General features: G+C 57.1%; 11 protein-coding genes, 2 tRNA genes and 3 rRNA genes. 14 read left to right on the top strand and 2 right to left on the bottom strand.

Going from position 1 to position 17,825, the window contains the following annotated elements; genetic code table 11:
• Positions 1-55: 55 nt before the first annotated feature.
• Positions 56-400: a pentapeptide repeat-containing protein gene (locus LQ249_RS26570; RefSeq protein WP_017847447.1), complete on the bottom strand. Its 345-nt coding sequence runs from the start codon at positions 398-400 to the stop codon at positions 56-58.
• Between the two features lie 92 nt (positions 401-492).
• On the bottom strand, positions 493-2,049 hold the full coding sequence (locus tag LQ249_RS26565; protein WP_017847448.1) for a bifunctional aminoglycoside phosphotransferase/ATP-binding protein: 1,557 nt from the start codon (positions 2,047-2,049) through the stop codon (positions 493-495).
• 117 nt (positions 2,050-2,166) lie between these two features.
• On the opposite strand from LQ249_RS26565, the gene mrcB reads away from it, so the two are divergent.
• The 14 genes from mrcB (at position 2,167) to rrf (ending at position 17,738) form a co-directional block, all read left to right on the top strand.
• Entirely contained in the window at positions 2,167-4,491 is a 2,325-nt protein-coding gene (gene mrcB, locus LQ249_RS26560) for a penicillin-binding protein 1B (RefSeq protein WP_026140090.1), read from the top strand.
• Between the two features lie 16 nt (positions 4,492-4,507).
• Entirely contained in the window at positions 4,508-5,242 is a 735-nt protein-coding gene (locus tag LQ249_RS26555) for a tetratricopeptide repeat protein (RefSeq protein WP_057005452.1), read from the top strand.
• A complete protein-coding gene (locus LQ249_RS26550) occupies positions 5,242-5,571 on the top strand; it encodes a YqcC family protein (RefSeq protein ID WP_128191749.1) in 330 nt (109 codons plus the stop codon). The genes LQ249_RS26555 and LQ249_RS26550 overlap by 1 nt, the downstream gene beginning before the upstream one ends.
• A 431-nt stretch (positions 5,572-6,002) precedes the next feature.
• The gene (locus LQ249_RS26545) at positions 6,003-7,727 is read left to right on the top strand and encodes an acetolactate synthase 3 large subunit (RefSeq protein ID WP_046385175.1); all 1,725 of its coding nucleotides are present in this window, start codon (positions 6,003-6,005) and stop codon (positions 7,725-7,727) included.
• Positions 7,728-7,729: 2 nt separating this feature from the next.
• Positions 7,730-8,221: an acetolactate synthase small subunit gene (ilvN, locus tag LQ249_RS26540; RefSeq protein ID WP_003176102.1), complete on the top strand. Its 492-nt coding sequence runs from the start codon at positions 7,730-7,732 to the stop codon at positions 8,219-8,221.
• 47 nt (positions 8,222-8,268) lie between these two features.
• On the top strand, positions 8,269-9,285 hold the full coding sequence (ilvC, locus tag LQ249_RS26535; protein ID WP_003212125.1) for a ketol-acid reductoisomerase: 1,017 nt from the start codon (positions 8,269-8,271) through the stop codon (positions 9,283-9,285).
• Positions 9,286-9,429: 144 nt separating this feature from the next.
• Positions 9,430-10,287 (top strand): CDP-diacylglycerol--serine O-phosphatidyltransferase, encoded by an 858-nt coding sequence (pssA, locus tag LQ249_RS26530; RefSeq protein WP_017847454.1) that lies wholly within the window; start codon positions 9,430-9,432, stop codon positions 10,285-10,287.
• A 63-nt stretch (positions 10,288-10,350) separates the two neighbouring features.
• Complete coding sequence (gene msrP, locus LQ249_RS26525; protein ID WP_017847455.1) at positions 10,351-11,364, top strand: protein-methionine-sulfoxide reductase catalytic subunit MsrP; 1,014 nt, start codon at positions 10,351-10,353, stop codon at positions 11,362-11,364.
• Positions 11,364-11,984 carry a protein-methionine-sulfoxide reductase heme-binding subunit MsrQ gene (msrQ, locus tag LQ249_RS26520; protein WP_046382059.1) on the top strand — a complete coding sequence of 207 codons (621 nt, stop codon included), beginning with the start codon at positions 11,364-11,366 and terminating at the stop codon, positions 11,982-11,984. The genes msrP and msrQ overlap by 1 nt, the downstream gene beginning before the upstream one ends.
• 544 nt (positions 11,985-12,528) lie before the next feature.
• A 16S ribosomal RNA gene (locus LQ249_RS26515) occupies positions 12,529-14,065 on the top strand.
• Positions 14,066-14,147: 82 nt separating this feature from the next.
• Positions 14,148-14,224, top strand: a tRNA-Ile gene (locus tag LQ249_RS26510).
• A gap of 27 nt (positions 14,225-14,251) precedes the next feature.
• Positions 14,252-14,327, top strand: a tRNA-Ala gene (locus LQ249_RS26505).
• A 247-nt stretch (positions 14,328-14,574) separates the two neighbouring features.
• Positions 14,575-17,466: ribosomal RNA gene (locus LQ249_RS26500) — 23S ribosomal RNA — on the top strand.
• Between the two features lie 156 nt (positions 17,467-17,622).
• A 5S ribosomal RNA gene (rrf, locus tag LQ249_RS26495) occupies positions 17,623-17,738 on the top strand.
• Together the 16S, 23S and 5S rRNA genes with 2 tRNA genes alongside form the textbook arrangement of a ribosomal RNA operon.
• Positions 17,739-17,825: the final 87 nt, after the last annotated feature.

Below are 17,825 nucleotides of genomic sequence, written 5' to 3'. Positions count from 1 at the left end.
CAGGCGCGAAGTCCCCGGTCCGTCTTGCACGAGACCGGGGGCTTGGGAGGGCGTGTTACTTGGTGCGGTAGCGCAGGCGCGTGCCGAAATTGACCGACATGAGGATCTCGTCGGCCGTCAGTTCCGGCGGGAAGTAGGTGCCCGAAATCTGCGCATGGGCCAGGCTCGCGCCTTCCAATGAACAGTCGCGCAAGTCCAGCCCGCGCAAATCGGCGGAACGGAAGTACGCATCGGTGAAATCCACGCCGCTGGCGTTCAGATCGCGCAGATCCAGCCCGCGGAAGTCGCCACCGCGCATGTCGATGACGCCGTCTTTGGGGCGTTCCTGGTTGAAACCGCGGATATCGTCTTTATGCAGAAGCGAATAGAGCGGGGTATCAAGAAGCTTGGGCTGACTCATGATAGCGACACCTGTTGGATTTATGGCGCCATTATAGTGCCGCTATTGCTTGGCCGCTCGCCTAAGGTGACGACGCGACCAAGAAGTTTTTCTTACAGACCAGGCATGCGCTGGCGAATTTGCTCGACCAGTGCATCGAGGGTTCCGCTTTGATTGGTCTCGACGCGCTTGCTCAGCAACAGCTCTTCGGCTGTCAGCGGTTCGCGTTGGGCTTGCTGCTCTTCAATGATCGTCAATGTAGCGTCAGACGGATCGTTCTTGTCTGCCTGACGTTGTGCCAGCCAACTGGCGATAACGGCCTGCGGCGCATTGCAGTCCAGGATCAGGAACGGCGCGCCCGTCGCTTCGGCGACTTTGGCGGCGGCATCGCGTTGTGCGCGTTTCAGGAAGGTCGCATCCAGTACCACCGGGAACCCGGCGCGCAGCACGGTCTCGGCGATCTCGTTCAGGCGGGCGTAGGTTTTCGCGCTGGCGTCGGCAGCATAGATGCCGGCCTGGGGCGTGTTTTCCACCTGTTGTTCACCAAACAGGCGCTTGCGCTCCACGTCCGAACGCAGGCGAACGGCGCCCAAGGCTTCCACCAGACGCATGGCCACGTGGCTTTTGCCTACAGCGGAAACGCCGTGGGTAATCGCCAGGAAGCGCGACGGAATAATGCTGTAGCTCTCCGCCAGGTTGGCGTAGTTGCGGTACTGGCGCAGGGTGGTGGCGCGCTGCACCGGGCTCGCTTCGCTGGGCATGCTGAACAGCGCGACTTTGGCCCTGACCAGTGCGCGGTAGGCTTTATAGAAGTTCAGCACTTCCAGGCCCTGGTAGTCGCCGGTCAGTTCGAGGTACTGGCTGATGAACCGGCGTGCCAGGGATTTGAGGCCGCGGTCTTCCAGGTCCATGGCCAGGAAGCCGGTGTCGGCGTACACGTCGGTGAAGCGAAATGGTTCGTTGAACTCGATGCAGTCGAAGATCACCACGTGACCATCGATCAAGGTGGCATTGCCCAGGTGGATATCGCCGTGGCACTCGCGGGTGAAACCATCGTGCTTGCGCTGTGCCAGCAGCGGCTTGAGGCGTTCGAAGCTGCTTTCGGCCCAGGCTTGCAGGGCTTCGAGTTGCAGCAGGTCGGCTTTGTCGCTGAGGAACGGGCGGATCTGATCGAAGTTCTGGCGTACCGGTGCCATCACCTCGTCCGGGGTGCCGGCCGGGTGCTCTTGCGGCACTTTCGGTGCGGTGAGGTGGAAGTGCGCGATCTGTTTGGCCATCTCGTCGATGTGCGCGCTGGTCAGCTCACCGTTGGCTTGCAAGGTGCTGAGCAACTGGCTTTGCGGGAATTGACGCATTTTCAGCGCGTATTCGATGACCGGGCCGTCACCGCCCAATTGCGGCGCTTCGGCCGTGCCGGTGATCGGCAACACTTCAAGATACAAATCTTTGGTCAGGCGCTGGTTCAGGCGCAGCTCTTCGTTGCAGAAATGCCCGCGATCTTCCAGTTTGGTGAAGTCCAGGAAGCCGAAGTTCACCGGTTTCTTCAGTTTATAAGCGTAAGGGCCGGTCAGTATGACCCAGGAAATATGGGTCTCGATGACTTGGAACGCTTCAACCGGATGGGGGTATAAAGCCGGGTTCTGCAGGGCGGCAATCAGGGGCTGGCTCACGGGCGATCCTTCAAAGTCAGGGGAAATCATGGCGGGCATTATGGCTGCTGACGCCTGCTGTGCAAACCGCTGTCCGGCTCATGTTGATCCTCGATAAAGTGCGTATAATCCGCCGCCATGACTCGAACCCGATCTCCCCGTTCCCGTAAAAAACCTCCTTCCCGCGGCCTGCGCCCGTGGCTGGGCTGGGCGCTCAAGCTCAGCCTGGTGGGTCTTGTGGTGCTCGCTGGCTTTGCGGTGTACCTCGATGCCGTGGTCCAGGAAAAATTCTCCGGCAAGCGCTGGACCATTCCGGCCAAGGTGTACGCCCGTCCGCTGGAGCTGTTCACCGGCCAGAAGCTGAGCAAGGATGACTTCCTCACCGAACTCGACGCCTTGGGCTACCGCCGCGAACCTGTGAGCAATGGTCCCGGCGCTGCGGCTGTCAGCGGCAATACCGTGGACTTGAACACCCGCGGCTTCCAGTTCTATGAAGGCCTGGAAAAACCCCAGCCGGTGCGCGTGCGCTTCTCCGGCGACTACGTGGCCGAGCTGTCGTCGCTGAATGGCTCGAAGCTGCCCGTGGTGCGCCTGGAACCGTTGATGATCGGCGGGATTTACCCGAAGAACCTGGAAGATCGCATCCTGATCAAGCTCGATCAGGTGCCGCCGTATCTGCTTGAAACCCTGGTTGCCGTGGAAGACCGCGATTTCTACAGCCACTGGGGCGTGTCGCCGAAGTCCATTGCCCGTGCGATCTGGGTCAACACCTCCGGCGGCAAAATGACCCAGGGCGGCAGTACGCTGACCCAGCAATTGGTGAAGAACTTCTACCTCACCAACGAGCGCAGCCTGACCCGTAAACTCACCGAAGCCATGATGGCGATGCTGCTGGAGCTGCATTACAGCAAGCAGGAAATCCTTGAGGCCTACCTCAACGAGGTGTTCGTCGGCCAGGACGGCCAGCGCGCGGTCCACGGTTTCGGGCTGGCGAGCCAGTTCTTCTTCGGCCAGCCGCTGTCCGAGCTGAAGTTGCATCAGGTCGCGTTGCTGGTGGGCATGGTCAAGGGGCCGTCCTACTACAACCCGCGGCGCAATCCTGAACGCGCGCTTGAGCGGCGTAACCTGGTGCTCGACGTGCTGGAGCAGCAGGGCGTGGCCACGGCGGAACAGGTTGCTGCGGCGAAGAAAATGCCACTGGGCGTGACCACCCGCGGCAAGCTGGCGGACAGCTCCTTCCCGGGCTTTATCGACCTGGTCAAACGCCAGTTGCGTGAAGACTACCGCGACGAAGACTTGACCGAGGAAGGCCTGCGCATCTTCACCAGTTTCGACCCGATCCTGCAGATGAAAGCCGAAGCGTCGGTCAACGACACCTTCAAGCGTCTGGCGGGGCGTAAAGGCTCCGACGAAGTCGAAGCAGCCATGGTGGTGACCAACCCGGAAACCGGTGAAGTCCAGGCCATGATCGGCAGCCGCCAGGCCAGTTTCGCCGGTTTCAACCGTGCGCTGGACGCGGTGCGGCCGATCGGCTCGCTGGTCAAGCCGGCGGTGTACCTGACGGCGTTGGAAAAACCGAGCAAATACACCCTGACCAGTTGGCTGTCGGACGACCCGCTGTCGGTCAAAGGTGCTGACGGCCAGGTCTGGACCCCGCAGAACTTCGATCGTCGTTCTCACGGTACGGTGTTCCTGTACCAGGGGCTGGCGCATTCCTACAACATCTCGACCTCGCGCCTGGGGCTCGAAGTGGGCGTGCCGAACGTCCTCAAGACCCTCGCGCGCCTGGGCATCACCCGCGAATTCCCGGCCTTCCCATCGATGCTTCTGGGCGCCGGTGCCATGACGCCGATGGAAGTGGCGACCATGTACCAGACCCTCGCCAACGGCGGTTTCAACACGCCGATGCGCGGCATTCGCAGCGTGCTGACGGCCGAAGGCGAGCCGCTCAAGCGCTATCCGTTCCAGATTCAGCAGCGTTTCGACGCGGGCTCCATCTACCTGATCCAGAACGCCATGCAGCGTGTGATGCGTGAAGGTACCGGTAGCTCGGTGTACAAGGTCCTGCCTTCCAACCTGACACTGGCGGGCAAGACCGGTACCAGTAACGATTCGCGTGACAGTTGGTTCGCCGGCTTCGGTCAGGATGTGCTGGCCGTGGTCTGGCTGGGGCGTGATGACAACGGCAAGACGCCGTTCACCGGCGCGACCGGTGCGTTGCAGGTCTGGACCAGTTTCATGCGCAAGGCCGATCCGTTGCCGCTGAGCATGCCGCAGCCGGACAACATCGTGCAGGCCTGGATTGATCCGCACACCGGCCAGGGCTCCGATGCCAACTGTCCGGGCGCGGTGCAGATGCCGTATATTCGCGGCAGCGAACCACCTCCCGGTGCCGCGTGCGGTGGCAGTGCCCCTGCAAGCGCGGAATCGGTGATGGATTGGGTCAAGGGCTGGATGAATTAAGCAAAGAGGGTTTCAAGTGAACAAGTGGTGGATTCCAGCTATTACAGCTCTGGCTTTGCTCGGCGGTTGCTCCAGCGTTCAGCGCGGCTCCATTCCCGTGGTGGACTCGAGCACAACCGTCTCCAATAACGATCGGATCTCGGCCAATGGCGGTTTCCGTCAGACCGTGACCAAGCGTCCTGCCCAGGCCGCGACCCGCGCCGTGCCGCAGGATTCGGGTGTGGTGGTGATGGTGCCGGGCGCCGGTGCCGCGACATCGGCGCCGATCAGCGCCGAGCCGTGGACGCCAGGGCCTAGCACGTCGGGGCCGATTGACTCCACGCCGGTCCAGGCCGCGCCGATCAACCAGAACACCTACACCATGCCGTCGACGCCAAGCGGCATTCCGTCGTCCTCCAGCGCGGGCGGCCTGTCGGCTGACGAGCAACTGGACGGCCCGGTACTGGCCTTGCTCACCACTGCCCAGCAACAGCAGGCCGGTGGCGACTTGAACGGTGCATCGTCGAGCCTCGAGCGCGCCCAGCGCGTTGCGCCGCGTGAACCGCAGGTGCTGTATCGCCTGGCCCAGGTGCGGATGGCCCAGGGCGATGCGCCGCAAGCCGAACAGTTCGCCCGTCGCGGCCTGACCCTGGCCAACGGCCGTCCTGACCTGCAGGCCAGCCTGTGGGCCTTGATCGGTGATGCGCGTGCCGCACAAGGCGACGCTGCCGGTGCCGCCCAGGCTCGGCAGAAAGCCAAGGTCAGCCTCTGATGGATGCGCGTTTTCCAGCGATTGCCGAACAGCTGTTGCTGATTGAGCGCGAATTGCGCCTGCAGGGCTGGTGGGACGAGGTGTCCCCCAGCGCCGAGGCGCTCAGCAGCGTCGAGCCCTTTTCGGTCGACACCCTGGACTTCCACCAGTGGCTGCAGTGGATCTTCCTGGTGCGAATGAAGCAGATCCTCGAACAGAACCTGCCGTTGCCAAATGCTTCCGGGATCATGGAGATGGCCGAGATGGTCTACACCGACCGGCCGCTGGAAAGCCAGGGTTTGCGCAATGCGCTGAAAAAGTTCGACCAATTGATCGTCGACGCTCGTTAATTGCCTGGCTGCCGGTTTTTCCGGCAGTCTTGCGCACATTTCTACCGCTTGACGACATTCAGGCGAGTTTTATCCCTCCTCAAAGCCCTTTCTTCTACGTTCTCATGCGCTTAGTTGGAAAAAAGCGCAATTATTGCTTGACTTGAAGGGCCTGAAACAGAAGAATCCAAAGTCCGCTGTATCGGGACTGCCAGAAGCAGGCCCGCTCAGCAGATCATGAGGCGCACATCCGCGCCGACCTGTTACACCCGCAACGCGTTACCTCGCGCTGGGTGGGAAGAGCCCGCAACACTTGGGACGATCCCAATACTTGCTCAGTCAGTGCTGACGTAGTCGGCGACCACCGTCGCTCATGCTCTGTTGAGAAGTAAACCTATTAAGACCCGTCGGTTTTTAACGGACGGTATTCTGGCGTTTTAGAGGTGAACAACGTGGAGCTTTTATCTGGCGGTGAGATGCTCGTCCGCTTTTTGCGTGACGAAGGCGTTGACTATATCTACGGGTACCCTGGTGGTGCTCTGCTGCACGTCTATGACGCACTGTTCAAGGAACCGGCTGTTACCCACATCCTGGTTCGCCACGAACAGGCTGCAACCCATATGGCTGACGGTTATGCCCGTGCCACCGGTAAAGCCGGCGTGGTACTGGTAACGTCCGGTCCAGGCGCAACCAATGCCATTACCGGCATCGCGACTGCTTATATGGACTCCATCCCGATGGTGATCATTTCCGGCCAGGTCGCTAGCACCATGGTCGGTACCGATGCATTCCAGGAAACCGACATGATCGGTATCTCCCGGCCGATCGTGAAACACAGTTTCATGATCAAGCATGCCTCGGAAATCCCGGAAGTCATGAAAAAGGCGTTCTACCTCGCACAGTCCGGTCGCCCGGGCCCTGTAGTGGTCGATATCCCGAAAGACATGACCAACCCGGCCGAGAAATTCGAATACGTCTTCCCGAAGAAAGCCAAGCTGCGTTCCTACAGCCCGGCCGTTCGTGGGCACTCGGGGCAGATCCGCAAGGCGGCAGAAATGCTCCTGGCGGCCAAGCGTCCGGTGCTGTACTCGGGCGGCGGCGTGATTCTGGGCGGCGGTTCCGCACCGTTGACCGAACTGGCCAAGCTGCTCAACCTGCCGGTGACCAACACCCTGATGGGCCTCGGCGCATTCCCGGGTACGGACCGTCAGTTCGTCGGCATGCTCGGCATGCACGGCAGCTACACCGCCAACCTGACCATGCACCACGCCGACGTGATCCTGGCCGTGGGCGCGCGGTTCGATGACCGGGTGATCAACGGCGCGAGCAAGTTCTGCCCGAATGCCAAGATCATCCATATCGACATCGACCCGGCGTCCATCTCCAAGACCATCAAGGCCGACGTGCCGATCGTAGGTCCGGTGGAAAGCGTGTTGACCGAAATGGTCGCTGCGCTGAAGGAAATCGGCGAGACGCCGAACAAAGAAGCTGTCGCCAGCTGGTGGAAGCAGATCGACGAATGGCGCGGTGACCGCGGTCTGTTCCCTTATGACAAGGGCGACGGCAGCATCATCAAGCCACAAACCGTGATCGAGACCCTGTGCGAAGTGACCAAGGGCGATGCCTTTGTGACCTCCGACGTGGGCCAGCACCAGATGTTCGCCGCGCAGTACTACAAGTTCGACAAGCCTAACCGCTGGATCAACTCCGGTGGCCTGGGCACGATGGGCTTTGGTTTCCCTGCGGCCATGGGCGTCAAACTGAGCTTCCCGGACAGCGACGTTGCATGCGTCACCGGCGAAGGCAGCATCCAGATGAACATCCAGGAGCTGTCGACGTGCCTGCAGTACGGCCTTCCGGTGAAGATCGTGTGCCTGAACAACGGCGTGTTGGGCATGGTTCGTCAATGGCAGGACATGAGCTACGGTAGTCGTCACTCCCATTCCTACATGGAATCGCTGCCCGACTTCGTCAAATTGGTCGAGGCTTACGGCCACGTCGGTATTCGCATCAACGATCTGAAAGATCTGAAGCCGAAGATGGAAGAAGCGTTCGCCATGAAGGATCGCCTGGTGTTCATCGATATTCAGGTGGATACCAGCGAGCACGTCTACCCGATGCAGATCAAAGACGGCTCTATGCGTGACATGTGGCTGAACAAGACGGAGCGTACCTAATCATGCGGCACATAATCTCCCTGCTTCTGGAGAACGAACCCGGCGCTCTGTCTCGTGTTGTCGGCTTGTTTTCGCAACGCAACTACAACATCGAAAGCCTGACCGTGGCACCGACCGAAGACCCGACCCTGTCGCGCCTGACGTTGACCACCGTGGGCCACGATGAGGTGATCGAGCAGATCACCAAAAACCTCAACAAGCTGATCGAAGTGGTCAAGCTGGTCGACCTGTCGGAAAGTGCCCACATCGAGCGCGAGCTGATGCTGGTTAAAGTCAAGGCCACGGGCGCCCAACGTGCCGAGATCAAGCGTACTACCGACATTTATCGCGGGCAGATCGTCGATGTGAGCGCCAGCGTTTATACCGTGCAATTGACCGGTACAAGCGACAAGCTGGACAGCTTCATCCAGTCGATCGGGACGGCCTCGATTCTGGAAACCGTACGCAGTGGTGTCACCGGGATTGCCCGTGGCGACAAAGTACTCAGCATCTAACCCAAATTAGTGAATGGCCTTAAGGCCTGGATATATAGAGGAACCTCATGAAAGTTTATTACGATAAAGATTGTGACCTGTCGATCATCCAGGGCAAGAAAGTCGCCATCATCGGCTACGGTTCCCAGGGCCACGCGCAAGCTTGCAACCTGAAAGATTCCGGCGTTGACGTGACTGTTGGCCTGCGCAAAGGCTCGGCCACTGTTGCCAAGGCTGAAGCCCACGGCCTGAAAGTGACTGACGTTGCTTCTGCCGTTGCCGCTGCCGACCTGGTCATGATCCTGACCCCGGATGAGTTCCAGTCCGCGCTGTACAAGAACGAAATCGAGCCGAACATCAAGAAGGGCGCCACCCTGGCCTTCTCCCACGGCTTCGCGATCCACTACAACCAAGTCGTGCCACGCGCTGACCTCGACGTGATCATGATCGCGCCGAAAGCCCCGGGCCACACCGTGCGTTCCGAGTTCGTCAAAGGCGGCGGTATCCCTGACCTGATCGCGATCTACCAGGACGCGTCGGGCAACGCCAAGAACGTTGCGCTGTCCTACGCTGCCGGCGTTGGTGGCGGTCGTACCGGCATCATCGAAACCACTTTCAAGGACGAGACTGAAACCGACCTGTTCGGCGAACAAGCCGTTCTGTGCGGCGGTACCGTTGAACTGGTCAAAGCCGGTTTCGAAACCCTGGTCGAAGCCGGCTACGCGCCGGAAATGGCCTACTTCGAATGCCTGCACGAACTGAAGCTGATCGTGGACCTCATGTACGAAGGCGGTATCGCCAACATGAACTACTCGATCTCCAACAACGCCGAATACGGCGAGTACGTGACTGGCCCGGAAGTGATCAACGCCGAGTCCCGTCAGGCCATGCGCAACGCCCTGAAACGCATTCAGGACGGCGAATACGCCAAAATGTTCATCAGCGAAGGCGCTACCGGCTACCCTTCGATGACCGCCAAGCGTCGTAACAACGCCGCTCACGGTATCGAAATCATCGGCGAGCAACTGCGCTCCATGATGCCGTGGATCGGTGCCAACAAGATCGTCGACAAAGCCAAAAACTAAGTCGGATGCATCTAGAAAAAACGCGGCTTAGGCCGCGTTTTTTCGTTTGGGTGGCTGGTTCTGGTATAAAGCTGCATCGTTTGCGGGCGAACACTCGCCGCAAGTATCTGTCGAATTTTTTCACACCGTTGCAAGGTAAAGTCCATGAGCGAACGTCCCGAAGAGCCAAACCAGGCTTCTGACGCCGATAGCCTGCTACCGATCGATGAACATGTTGAAGAAGGGCATGACGCGGAAGGCCGCAAGGTCCGGCATCGCGGCATCTATCTCCTGCCCAATCTGTTCACTACGGCGAACCTGTTTGCCGGGTTCTACTCCATCATCAACTCCATGAGCGCCCAGAGCGCGCTGGCGGCGGGTGATGCGGTGAGTGCCAGCAAGTACTTCGGTTTTGCGGCGATCGCCATCTTCGTCGCCATGGTGCTCGACGGTCTCGATGGGCGCGTGGCGCGCATGACCAATACCCAAAGCGCCTTCGGTGCCGAGTATGACTCGCTGTCGGACATGGTTGCCTTTGGTGTCGCGCCTGCGTTGCTGGCGTTTGCCTGGGCCCTGGGTGACATGGGCAAGGTCGGCTGGATGGTGGCCTTCATCTATGTCGCGGGCGCCGCGTTGCGCCTGGCGCGCTTCAACACCCAGGTGGGGACCGCCGACAAGCGTTACTTCATCGGCCTGGCCAGCCCGGCTGCTGCGGGCGTGGTGGCGGGGATCGTCTGGGCGTTCAGTGACTACGGCATCCAGGGATCGAAGATGTCGTTCCTGGTGGCCTTGATGGTTGCGGCCGCCGGCATGCTGATGGTCAGTAACATCAAGTACAACAGCTTCAAGGAGCTCGACCTCAAGGGGCGCGTGCCTTTCGTGGCCATCCTTGCGGTGGTGCTGGTGTTCGCCGTGGTCTTCAGCGATCCGCCGCGTATTCTGCTGCTGGTGTTCCTGGTGTATGCCGCTTCCGGGCCAGTTCAGTATCTGCTGCAACTGCGTCGGGACAAAACATTGCCTTAATGTAATTTCCCCCATACTCCGCAGTCTATTGGTGCATCAGTTCTCCAATGCTGCGGAGTTGCCATGTTAATCAAATTGCCCAAAGCGTCCGATTGTCATGAATCGGACGTCACTCCTGAATCCTTCTACCTGTCTCGCCGTAGCTTGCTCGGTGGTGCGCTGGCCGGTGTTGCCGCCAGCAGCTTGCCGCGCTGGGCCAGCGCTGACGATGCCGCGCGCTATGCGGATGTCGAGCCAGGCAAGGCGCCAGGCTGGTTTGCCGAAAAACTGCCGGGTACGAAATGGCAGGCGGTAACCGTCAAGGACGAAGCCATCACCCCGTTCAAGGACGCGACCCACTACAACAACTTCTATGAGTTCGGCACGGACAAGGGCGATCCTGCGGCGAATGCAGGTTCGCTCAAGACCGAGCCCTGGAGTGTGGTGATCGATGGCGAGGTCGCAAAGCCGGGGCGTTACGCCCTGGAAGACTTCATGAAGCCGTATCAATTGGAAGAGCGAATCTACCGTCTGCGCTGTGTAGAGGCGTGGTCGATGGTCATTCCATGGATGGGCTTTCCCATTTCGGCGTTGCTCAAGCAGGTTGAGCCGACTTCCAAAGCCAAGTACATCCGCTTCGAAACCCTCCAGGACCCAAAAAGCATGCCGGGCCAGCGCTCGAGTTTTGGCTTGATCGATTGGCCCTATGTAGAAGGGCTGCGTCTGGATGAGGCGATGAATCCCCTGGCGATTCTGGCGGTGGGGATGTATGGGCGCGAGTTGCCTAACCAGAATGGCGCGCCGTTGCGTTTGGTGGTGCCATGGAAGTATGGCTTCAAGAGCGTGAAGTCCATCGTGCGTATCAGCTTGGTGAGCGAGCAGCCGAAAACCACCTGGCAAAGTATTGCGGCGAATGAGTACGGGTTTTATGCGAACGTGAACCCGACGGTCGACCACCCTCGTTGGACCCAGGCGCGTGAACGGCGCTTGCCGAGTGGTCTGTTCAGCCCGAATGTGCGCGAGACGCAGATGTTCAACGGTTACTCGGATGAGGTGGCGGCGCTCTATACCGGCCTCGACCTGCGGAAGAACTACTGATGCGTTTCCCGATCTGGCGCATCGGCGTGTTTATCGCCACCGCGGTATGGCCGTTGCTCTGGCTGTACGAAGCGTGGCGTTCTGCCTTGGGGCCGGACCCAGGCAAGGTGCTGGTTGACCGGCTGGGCTTGGGCACGTTGATCCTGCTGCTGATTACCCTGGCGATGACACCGTTGCAGAAGTTGAGCGGTTGGGCAGGGTGGATCGCGGTGCGGCGCCAGTTGGGGTTGTGGTGCTTTGCTTATGTGGTGCTGCACCTGGCGGCATATTGTGTGTTTGTCCTGGGGTTGGATTGGTCGCAGCTGGGGGTGGAATTGAGTAAGCGCCCCTACATTATTGTGGGGGCCCTGGGTTTCCTGTCTTTGTTGGTGCTGGCGCTGACGTCGAATCGCTACAGTCAGCGTCGGTTGGGCAGCCGTTGGAAGAAGTTGCATCGCCTGGTGTATGGCGTGCTTGGGCTTGGCTTGCTGCATATGTTGTGGATCGTGCGGGCGGATCTGAAGGAGTGGGCTATCTATGCTTCTATAGGTGCGCTGCTTCTTGTCCTGCGGATACCGCCGGTGATGCGGCGAATTCCGCGCCTTATTGCGAAAAAAGCACCTTCTGCAACAAAAGCGTAATTAACCCTTGACGGCAAATCCTGGACGTCTATAATTCGCCCCACTTCCGGCGCAGTCGAAACGGAAAACTCCTTGGTAAACAAAGAGTTACACGAGATTCGACAGCGGCCTGCTTCAGTTCATCGAAGCCTGGAAGGAGTTGGTAGAGCAGGGTTGTTTGGCTCTATTAACGTTTCGATCTTCTCGGTCGAAAGCGGAGAAAAAGAGGTGTTGACAGCAGCGTGTAACGCTGTAGAATTCGCCTCCCGCTAACGAGAGATCGGAAGCGCAAGTGGTTGAAGTTACAAAGGAAACTTTGAAAACTTCTTAAAATAATCACTTGACAGCAAATGAGGCTGCTGTAGAATGCGCGCCTCGGTTGAGACGAAAGATCTTAACCAACCGCTCTTTAACAACTGAATCAAGCAATTCGTGTGGGTGCTTGTGGAGTCAGACTGATAGTCAACAAGATTATCAGCATCACAAGTTACTCCGCGAGAAATCAAAGATGTAACCAACGATTGCTGAGCCAAGTTTAGGGTTTCTTAAAAACCCAAAGATGTTTGAACTGAAGAGTTTGATCATGGCTCAGATTGAACGCTGGCGGCAGGCCTAACACATGCAAGTCGAGCGGTAGAGAGAAGCTTGCTTCTCTTGAGAGCGGCGGACGGGTGAGTAATGCCTAGGAATCTGCCTGGTAGTGGGGGATAACGTTCGGAAACGGACGCTAATACCGCATACGTCCTACGGGAGAAAGCAGGGGACCTTCGGGCCTTGCGCTATCAGATGAGCCTAGGTCGGATTAGCTAGTTGGTGAGGTAATGGCTCACCAAGGCGACGATCCGTAACTGGTCTGAGAGGATGATCAGTCACACTGGAACTGAGACACGGTCCAGACTCCTACGGGAGGCAGCAGTGGGGAATATTGGACAATGGGCGAAAGCCTGATCCAGCCATGCCGCGTGTGTGAAGAAGGTCTTCGGATTGTAAAGCACTTTAAGTTGGGAGGAAGGGCAGTTACCTAATACGTGATTGTTTTGACGTTACCGACAGAATAAGCACCGGCTAACTCTGTGCCAGCAGCCGCGGTAATACAGAGGGTGCAAGCGTTAATCGGAATTACTGGGCGTAAAGCGCGCGTAGGTGGTTAGTTAAGTTGGATGTGAAATCCCCGGGCTCAACCTGGGAACTGCATTCAAAACTGACTGACTAGAGTATGGTAGAGGGTGGTGGAATTTCCTGTGTAGCGGTGAAATGCGTAGATATAGGAAGGAACACCAGTGGCGAAGGCGACCACCTGGACTGATACTGACACTGAGGTGCGAAAGCGTGGGGAGCAAACAGGATTAGATACCCTGGTAGTCCACGCCGTAAACGATGTCAACTAGCCGTTGGGAGCCTTGAGCTCTTAGTGGCGCAGCTAACGCATTAAGTTGACCGCCTGGGGAGTACGGCCGCAAGGTTAAAACTCAAATGAATTGACGGGGGCCCGCACAAGCGGTGGAGCATGTGGTTTAATTCGAAGCAACGCGAAGAACCTTACCAGGCCTTGACATCCAATGAACTTTCTAGAGATAGATTGGTGCCTTCGGGAACATTGAGACAGGTGCTGCATGGCTGTCGTCAGCTCGTGTCGTGAGATGTTGGGTTAAGTCCCGTAACGAGCGCAACCCTTGTCCTTAGTTACCAGCACGTAATGGTGGGCACTCTAAGGAGACTGCCGGTGACAAACCGGAGGAAGGTGGGGATGACGTCAAGTCATCATGGCCCTTACGGCCTGGGCTACACACGTGCTACAATGGTCGGTACAGAGGGTTGCCAAGCCGCGAGGTGGAGCTAATCCCAGAAAACCGATCGTAGTCCGGATCGCAGTCTGCAACTCGACTGCGTGAAGTCGGAATCGCTAGTAATCGCGAATCAGAATGTCGCGGTGAATACGTTCCCGGGCCTTGTACACACCGCCCGTCACACCATGGGAGTGGGTTGCACCAGAAGTAGCTAGTCTAACCTTCGGGGGGACGGTTACCACGGTGTGATTCATGACTGGGGTGAAGTCGTAACAAGGTAGCCGTAGGGGAACCTGCGGCTGGATCACCTCCTTAATCGACGACATCAGCTGCTCCATAAGTTCCCACACGAATTGCTTGATTCATTGAAGAAGACGATAAGAAGCAGCCCGAAATTGGGTCTGTAGCTCAGTTGGTTAGAGCGCACCCCTGATAAGGGTGAGGTCGGCAGTTCGAATCTGCCCAGACCCACCAATTTTGTGTGGGAACCTGTAGAAATACGGGGCCATAGCTCAGCTGGGAGAGCGCCTGCCTTGCACGCAGGAGGTCAACGGTTCGATCCCGTTTGGCTCCACCACTACTGCTTCTGAAGTTTGAAAGCTTAGAAATGAGCATTCCATCGTGATGATGGTGAATGTTGATTTCTAGTCTTTGATTAGATCGTTCTTTAAAAATTTGGGTATGTGATAGAAAGATAGACTGAACGTTACTTTCACTGGTAACGGATCAGGCTAAGGTAAAATTTGTGAGTTCTCTTAATTGAGAAATTCGAATTTTCGGCGAATGTCGTCTTCACAGTATAACCAGATTGCTTGGGGTTATATGGTCAAGTGAAGAAGCGCATACGGTGGATGCCTTGGCAGTCAGAGGCGATGAAAGACGTGGTAGCCTGCGAAAAGCTTCGGGGAGTCGGCAAACAGACTTTGATCCGGAGATGTCTGAATGGGGGAACCCAGCCATCATAAGATGGTTACCTTACACTGAATACATAGGTGTAAGGGGCGAACCAGGGGAACTGAAACATCTAAGTACCCTGAGGAAAAGAAATCAACCGAGATTCCCTTAGTAGTGGCGAGCGAACGGGGACTAGCCCTTAAGTGGCTTTGAGATTAGCGGAACGCTCTGGAAAGTGCGGCCATAGTGGGTGATAGCCCTGTACGCGAAAATCTCTTAGTCATGAAATCGAGTAGGACGGAGCACGAGAAACTTTGTCTGAATATGGGGGGACCATCCTCCAAGGCTAAATACTACTGACTGACCGATAGTGAACTAGTACCGTGAGGGAAAGGCGAAAAGAACCCCGGAGAGGGGAGTGAAATAGATCCTGAAACCGTATGCGTACAAGCAGTGGGAGCCTACTTTGTTAGGTGACTGCGTACCTTTTGTATAATGGGTCAGCGACTTATTTTCAGTGGCGAGCTTAACCGAATAGGGGAGGCGTAGCGAAAGCGAGTCTTAATAGGGCGTCTAGTCGCTGGGAATAGACCCGAAACCGGGCGATCTATCCATGGGCAGGTTGAAGGTTGGGTAACACTAACTGGAGGACCGAACCGACTACCGTTGAAAAGTTAGCGGATGACCTGTGGATCGGAGTGAAAGGCTAATCAAGCTCGGAGATAGCTGGTTCTCCTCGAAAGCTATTTAGGTAGCGCCTCATGTATCACTGTAGGGGGTAGAGCACTGTTTCGGCTAGGGGGTCATCCCGACTTACCAAACCGATGCAAACTCCGAATACCTACAAGTGCCGAGCATGGGAGACACACGGCGGGTGCTAACGTCCGTCGTGAAAAGGGAAACAACCCAGACCGTCAGCTAAGGTCCCAAAGTTATGGTTAAGTGGGAAACGATGTGGGAAGGCTTAGACAGCTAGGAGGTTGGCTTAGAAGCAGCCACCCTTTAAAGAAAGCGTAATAGCTCACTAGTCGAGTCGGCCTGCGCGGAAGATGTAACGGGGCTCAAACCATACACCGAAGCTACGGGTATCACGTAAGTGATGCGGTAGAGGAGCGTTCTGTAAGCCTGTGAAGGTGAGTTGAGAAGCTTGCTGGAGGTATCAGAAGTGCGAATGCTGACATGAGTAACGATAATGGGTGTGAAAAACACCCACGCCGAAAGACCAAGGTTTCCTGCGCAACGTTAATCGACGCAGGGTTAGTCGGTCCCTAAGGCGAGGCTGAAAAGCGTAGTCGATGGAAAACAGGTTAATATTCCTGTACTTCTGGTTATTGCGATGGAGGGACGGAGAAGGCTAGGCCAGCTTGGCGTTGGTTGTCCAAGTTTAAGGTGGTAGGCTGGAATCTTAGGTAAATCCGGGATTCTAAGGCCGAGAGCTGATGACGAGTCATCTTTTAGATGACGAAGTGGTTGATGCCATGCTTCCAAGAAAAGCTTCTAAGCTTCAGGTAACCAGGAACCGTACCCCAAACCGACACAGGTGGTTGGGTAGAGAATACCAAGGCGCTTGAGAGAACTCGGGTGAAGGAACTAGGCAAAATGGCACCGTAACTTCGGGAGAAGGTGCGCCGGTGAGGGTGAAGGACTTGCTCCGTAAGCTCATGCCGGTCGAAGATACCAGGCCGCTGCGACTGTTTATTAAAAACACAGCACTCTGCAAACACGAAAGTGGACGTATAGGGTGTGACGCCTGCCCGGTGCCGGAAGGTTAATTGATGGGGTTAGCTAACGCGAAGCTCTTGATCGAAGCCCCGGTAAACGGCGGCCGTAACTATAACGGTCCTAAGGTAGCGAAATTCCTTGTCGGGTAAGTTCCGACCTGCACGAATGGCGTAACGATGGCGGCGCTGTCTCCACCCGAGACTCAGTGAAATTGAAATCGCTGTGAAGATGCAGTGTATCCGCGGCTAGACGGAAAGACCCCGTGAACCTTTACTATAGCTTTGCACTGGACTTTGAATTTGCTTGTGTAGGATAGGTGGGAGGCTTTGAAGCGTGGACGCCAGTTCGCGTGGAGCCAACCTTGAAATACCACCCTGGCAACTTTGAGGTTCTAACTCAGGTCCGTTATCCGGATCGAGGACAGTGTATGGTGGGTAGTTTGACTGGGGCGGTCTCCTCCTAAAGAGTAACGGAGGAGTACGAAGGTGCGCTCAGACCGGTCGGAAATCGGTCGTAGAGTATAAAGGCAAAAGCGCGCTTGACTGCGAGACAGACACGTCGAGCAGGTACGAAAGTAGGTCTTAGTGATCCGGTGGTTCTGTATGGAAGGGCCATCGCTCAACGGATAAAAGGTACTCCGGGGATAACAGGCTGATACCGCCCAAGAGTTCATATCGACGGCGGTGTTTGGCACCTCGATGTCGGCTCATCACATCCTGGGGCTGAAGCCGGTCCCAAGGGTATGGCTGTTCGCCATTTAAAGTGGTACGCGAGCTGGGTTTAGAACGTCGTGAGACAGTTCGGTCCCTATCTGCCGTGGACGTTTGAGATTTGAGAGGGGCTGCTCCTAGTACGAGAGGACCGGAGTGGACGAACCTCTGGTGTTCCGGTTGTCACGCCAGTGGCATTGCCGGGTAGCTATGTTCGGAATAGATAACCGCTGAAAGCATCTAAGCGGGAAACTAGCCTCAAGATGAGATCTCACTGGGACCTTGAGTCCCCTGAAGGGCCGTCGAAGACTACGACGTTGATAGGTTGGGTGTGTAAGCGCTGTGAGGCGTTGAGCTAACCAATACTAATTGCCCGTGAGGCTTGACCATATAACACCCAAGCAATTTGCGAACTCGAAAGAGACCAGATTGCGGTGTGTGAAGACGAAATGAACCGAAAGTTCGACTCTTACAAAACACCGAAAGCTATCACATACCCAATTTGCTGAAGCGAGGCCAGCTGGCCACGACTCAGTACCCGAATTTCTTGACGACCATAGAGCATTGGAACCACCTGATCCCATCCCGAACTCAGCAGTGAAACGATGCATCGCCGATGGTAGTGTGGGGTTTCCCCATGTGAGAGTAGGTCATCGTCAAGATTAAATTCCAGAACCCCTGTTTGCTTACGCAGACAGGGGTTTTGTTTTGGGCGGTCGGAAAGGGTCAAGTGGCTCATCGGACGGCCT

The organism is Pseudomonas sp. 7-41 (genome assembly GCF_021233075.1).
Taxonomy (GTDB): Bacteria; Pseudomonadota; Gammaproteobacteria; order Pseudomonadales; family Pseudomonadaceae; genus Aquipseudomonas; species Aquipseudomonas veronii.
Note: the sequence above shows the minus strand (reverse complement) of the source record. Positions and strands in the feature narration are given on the sequence as shown.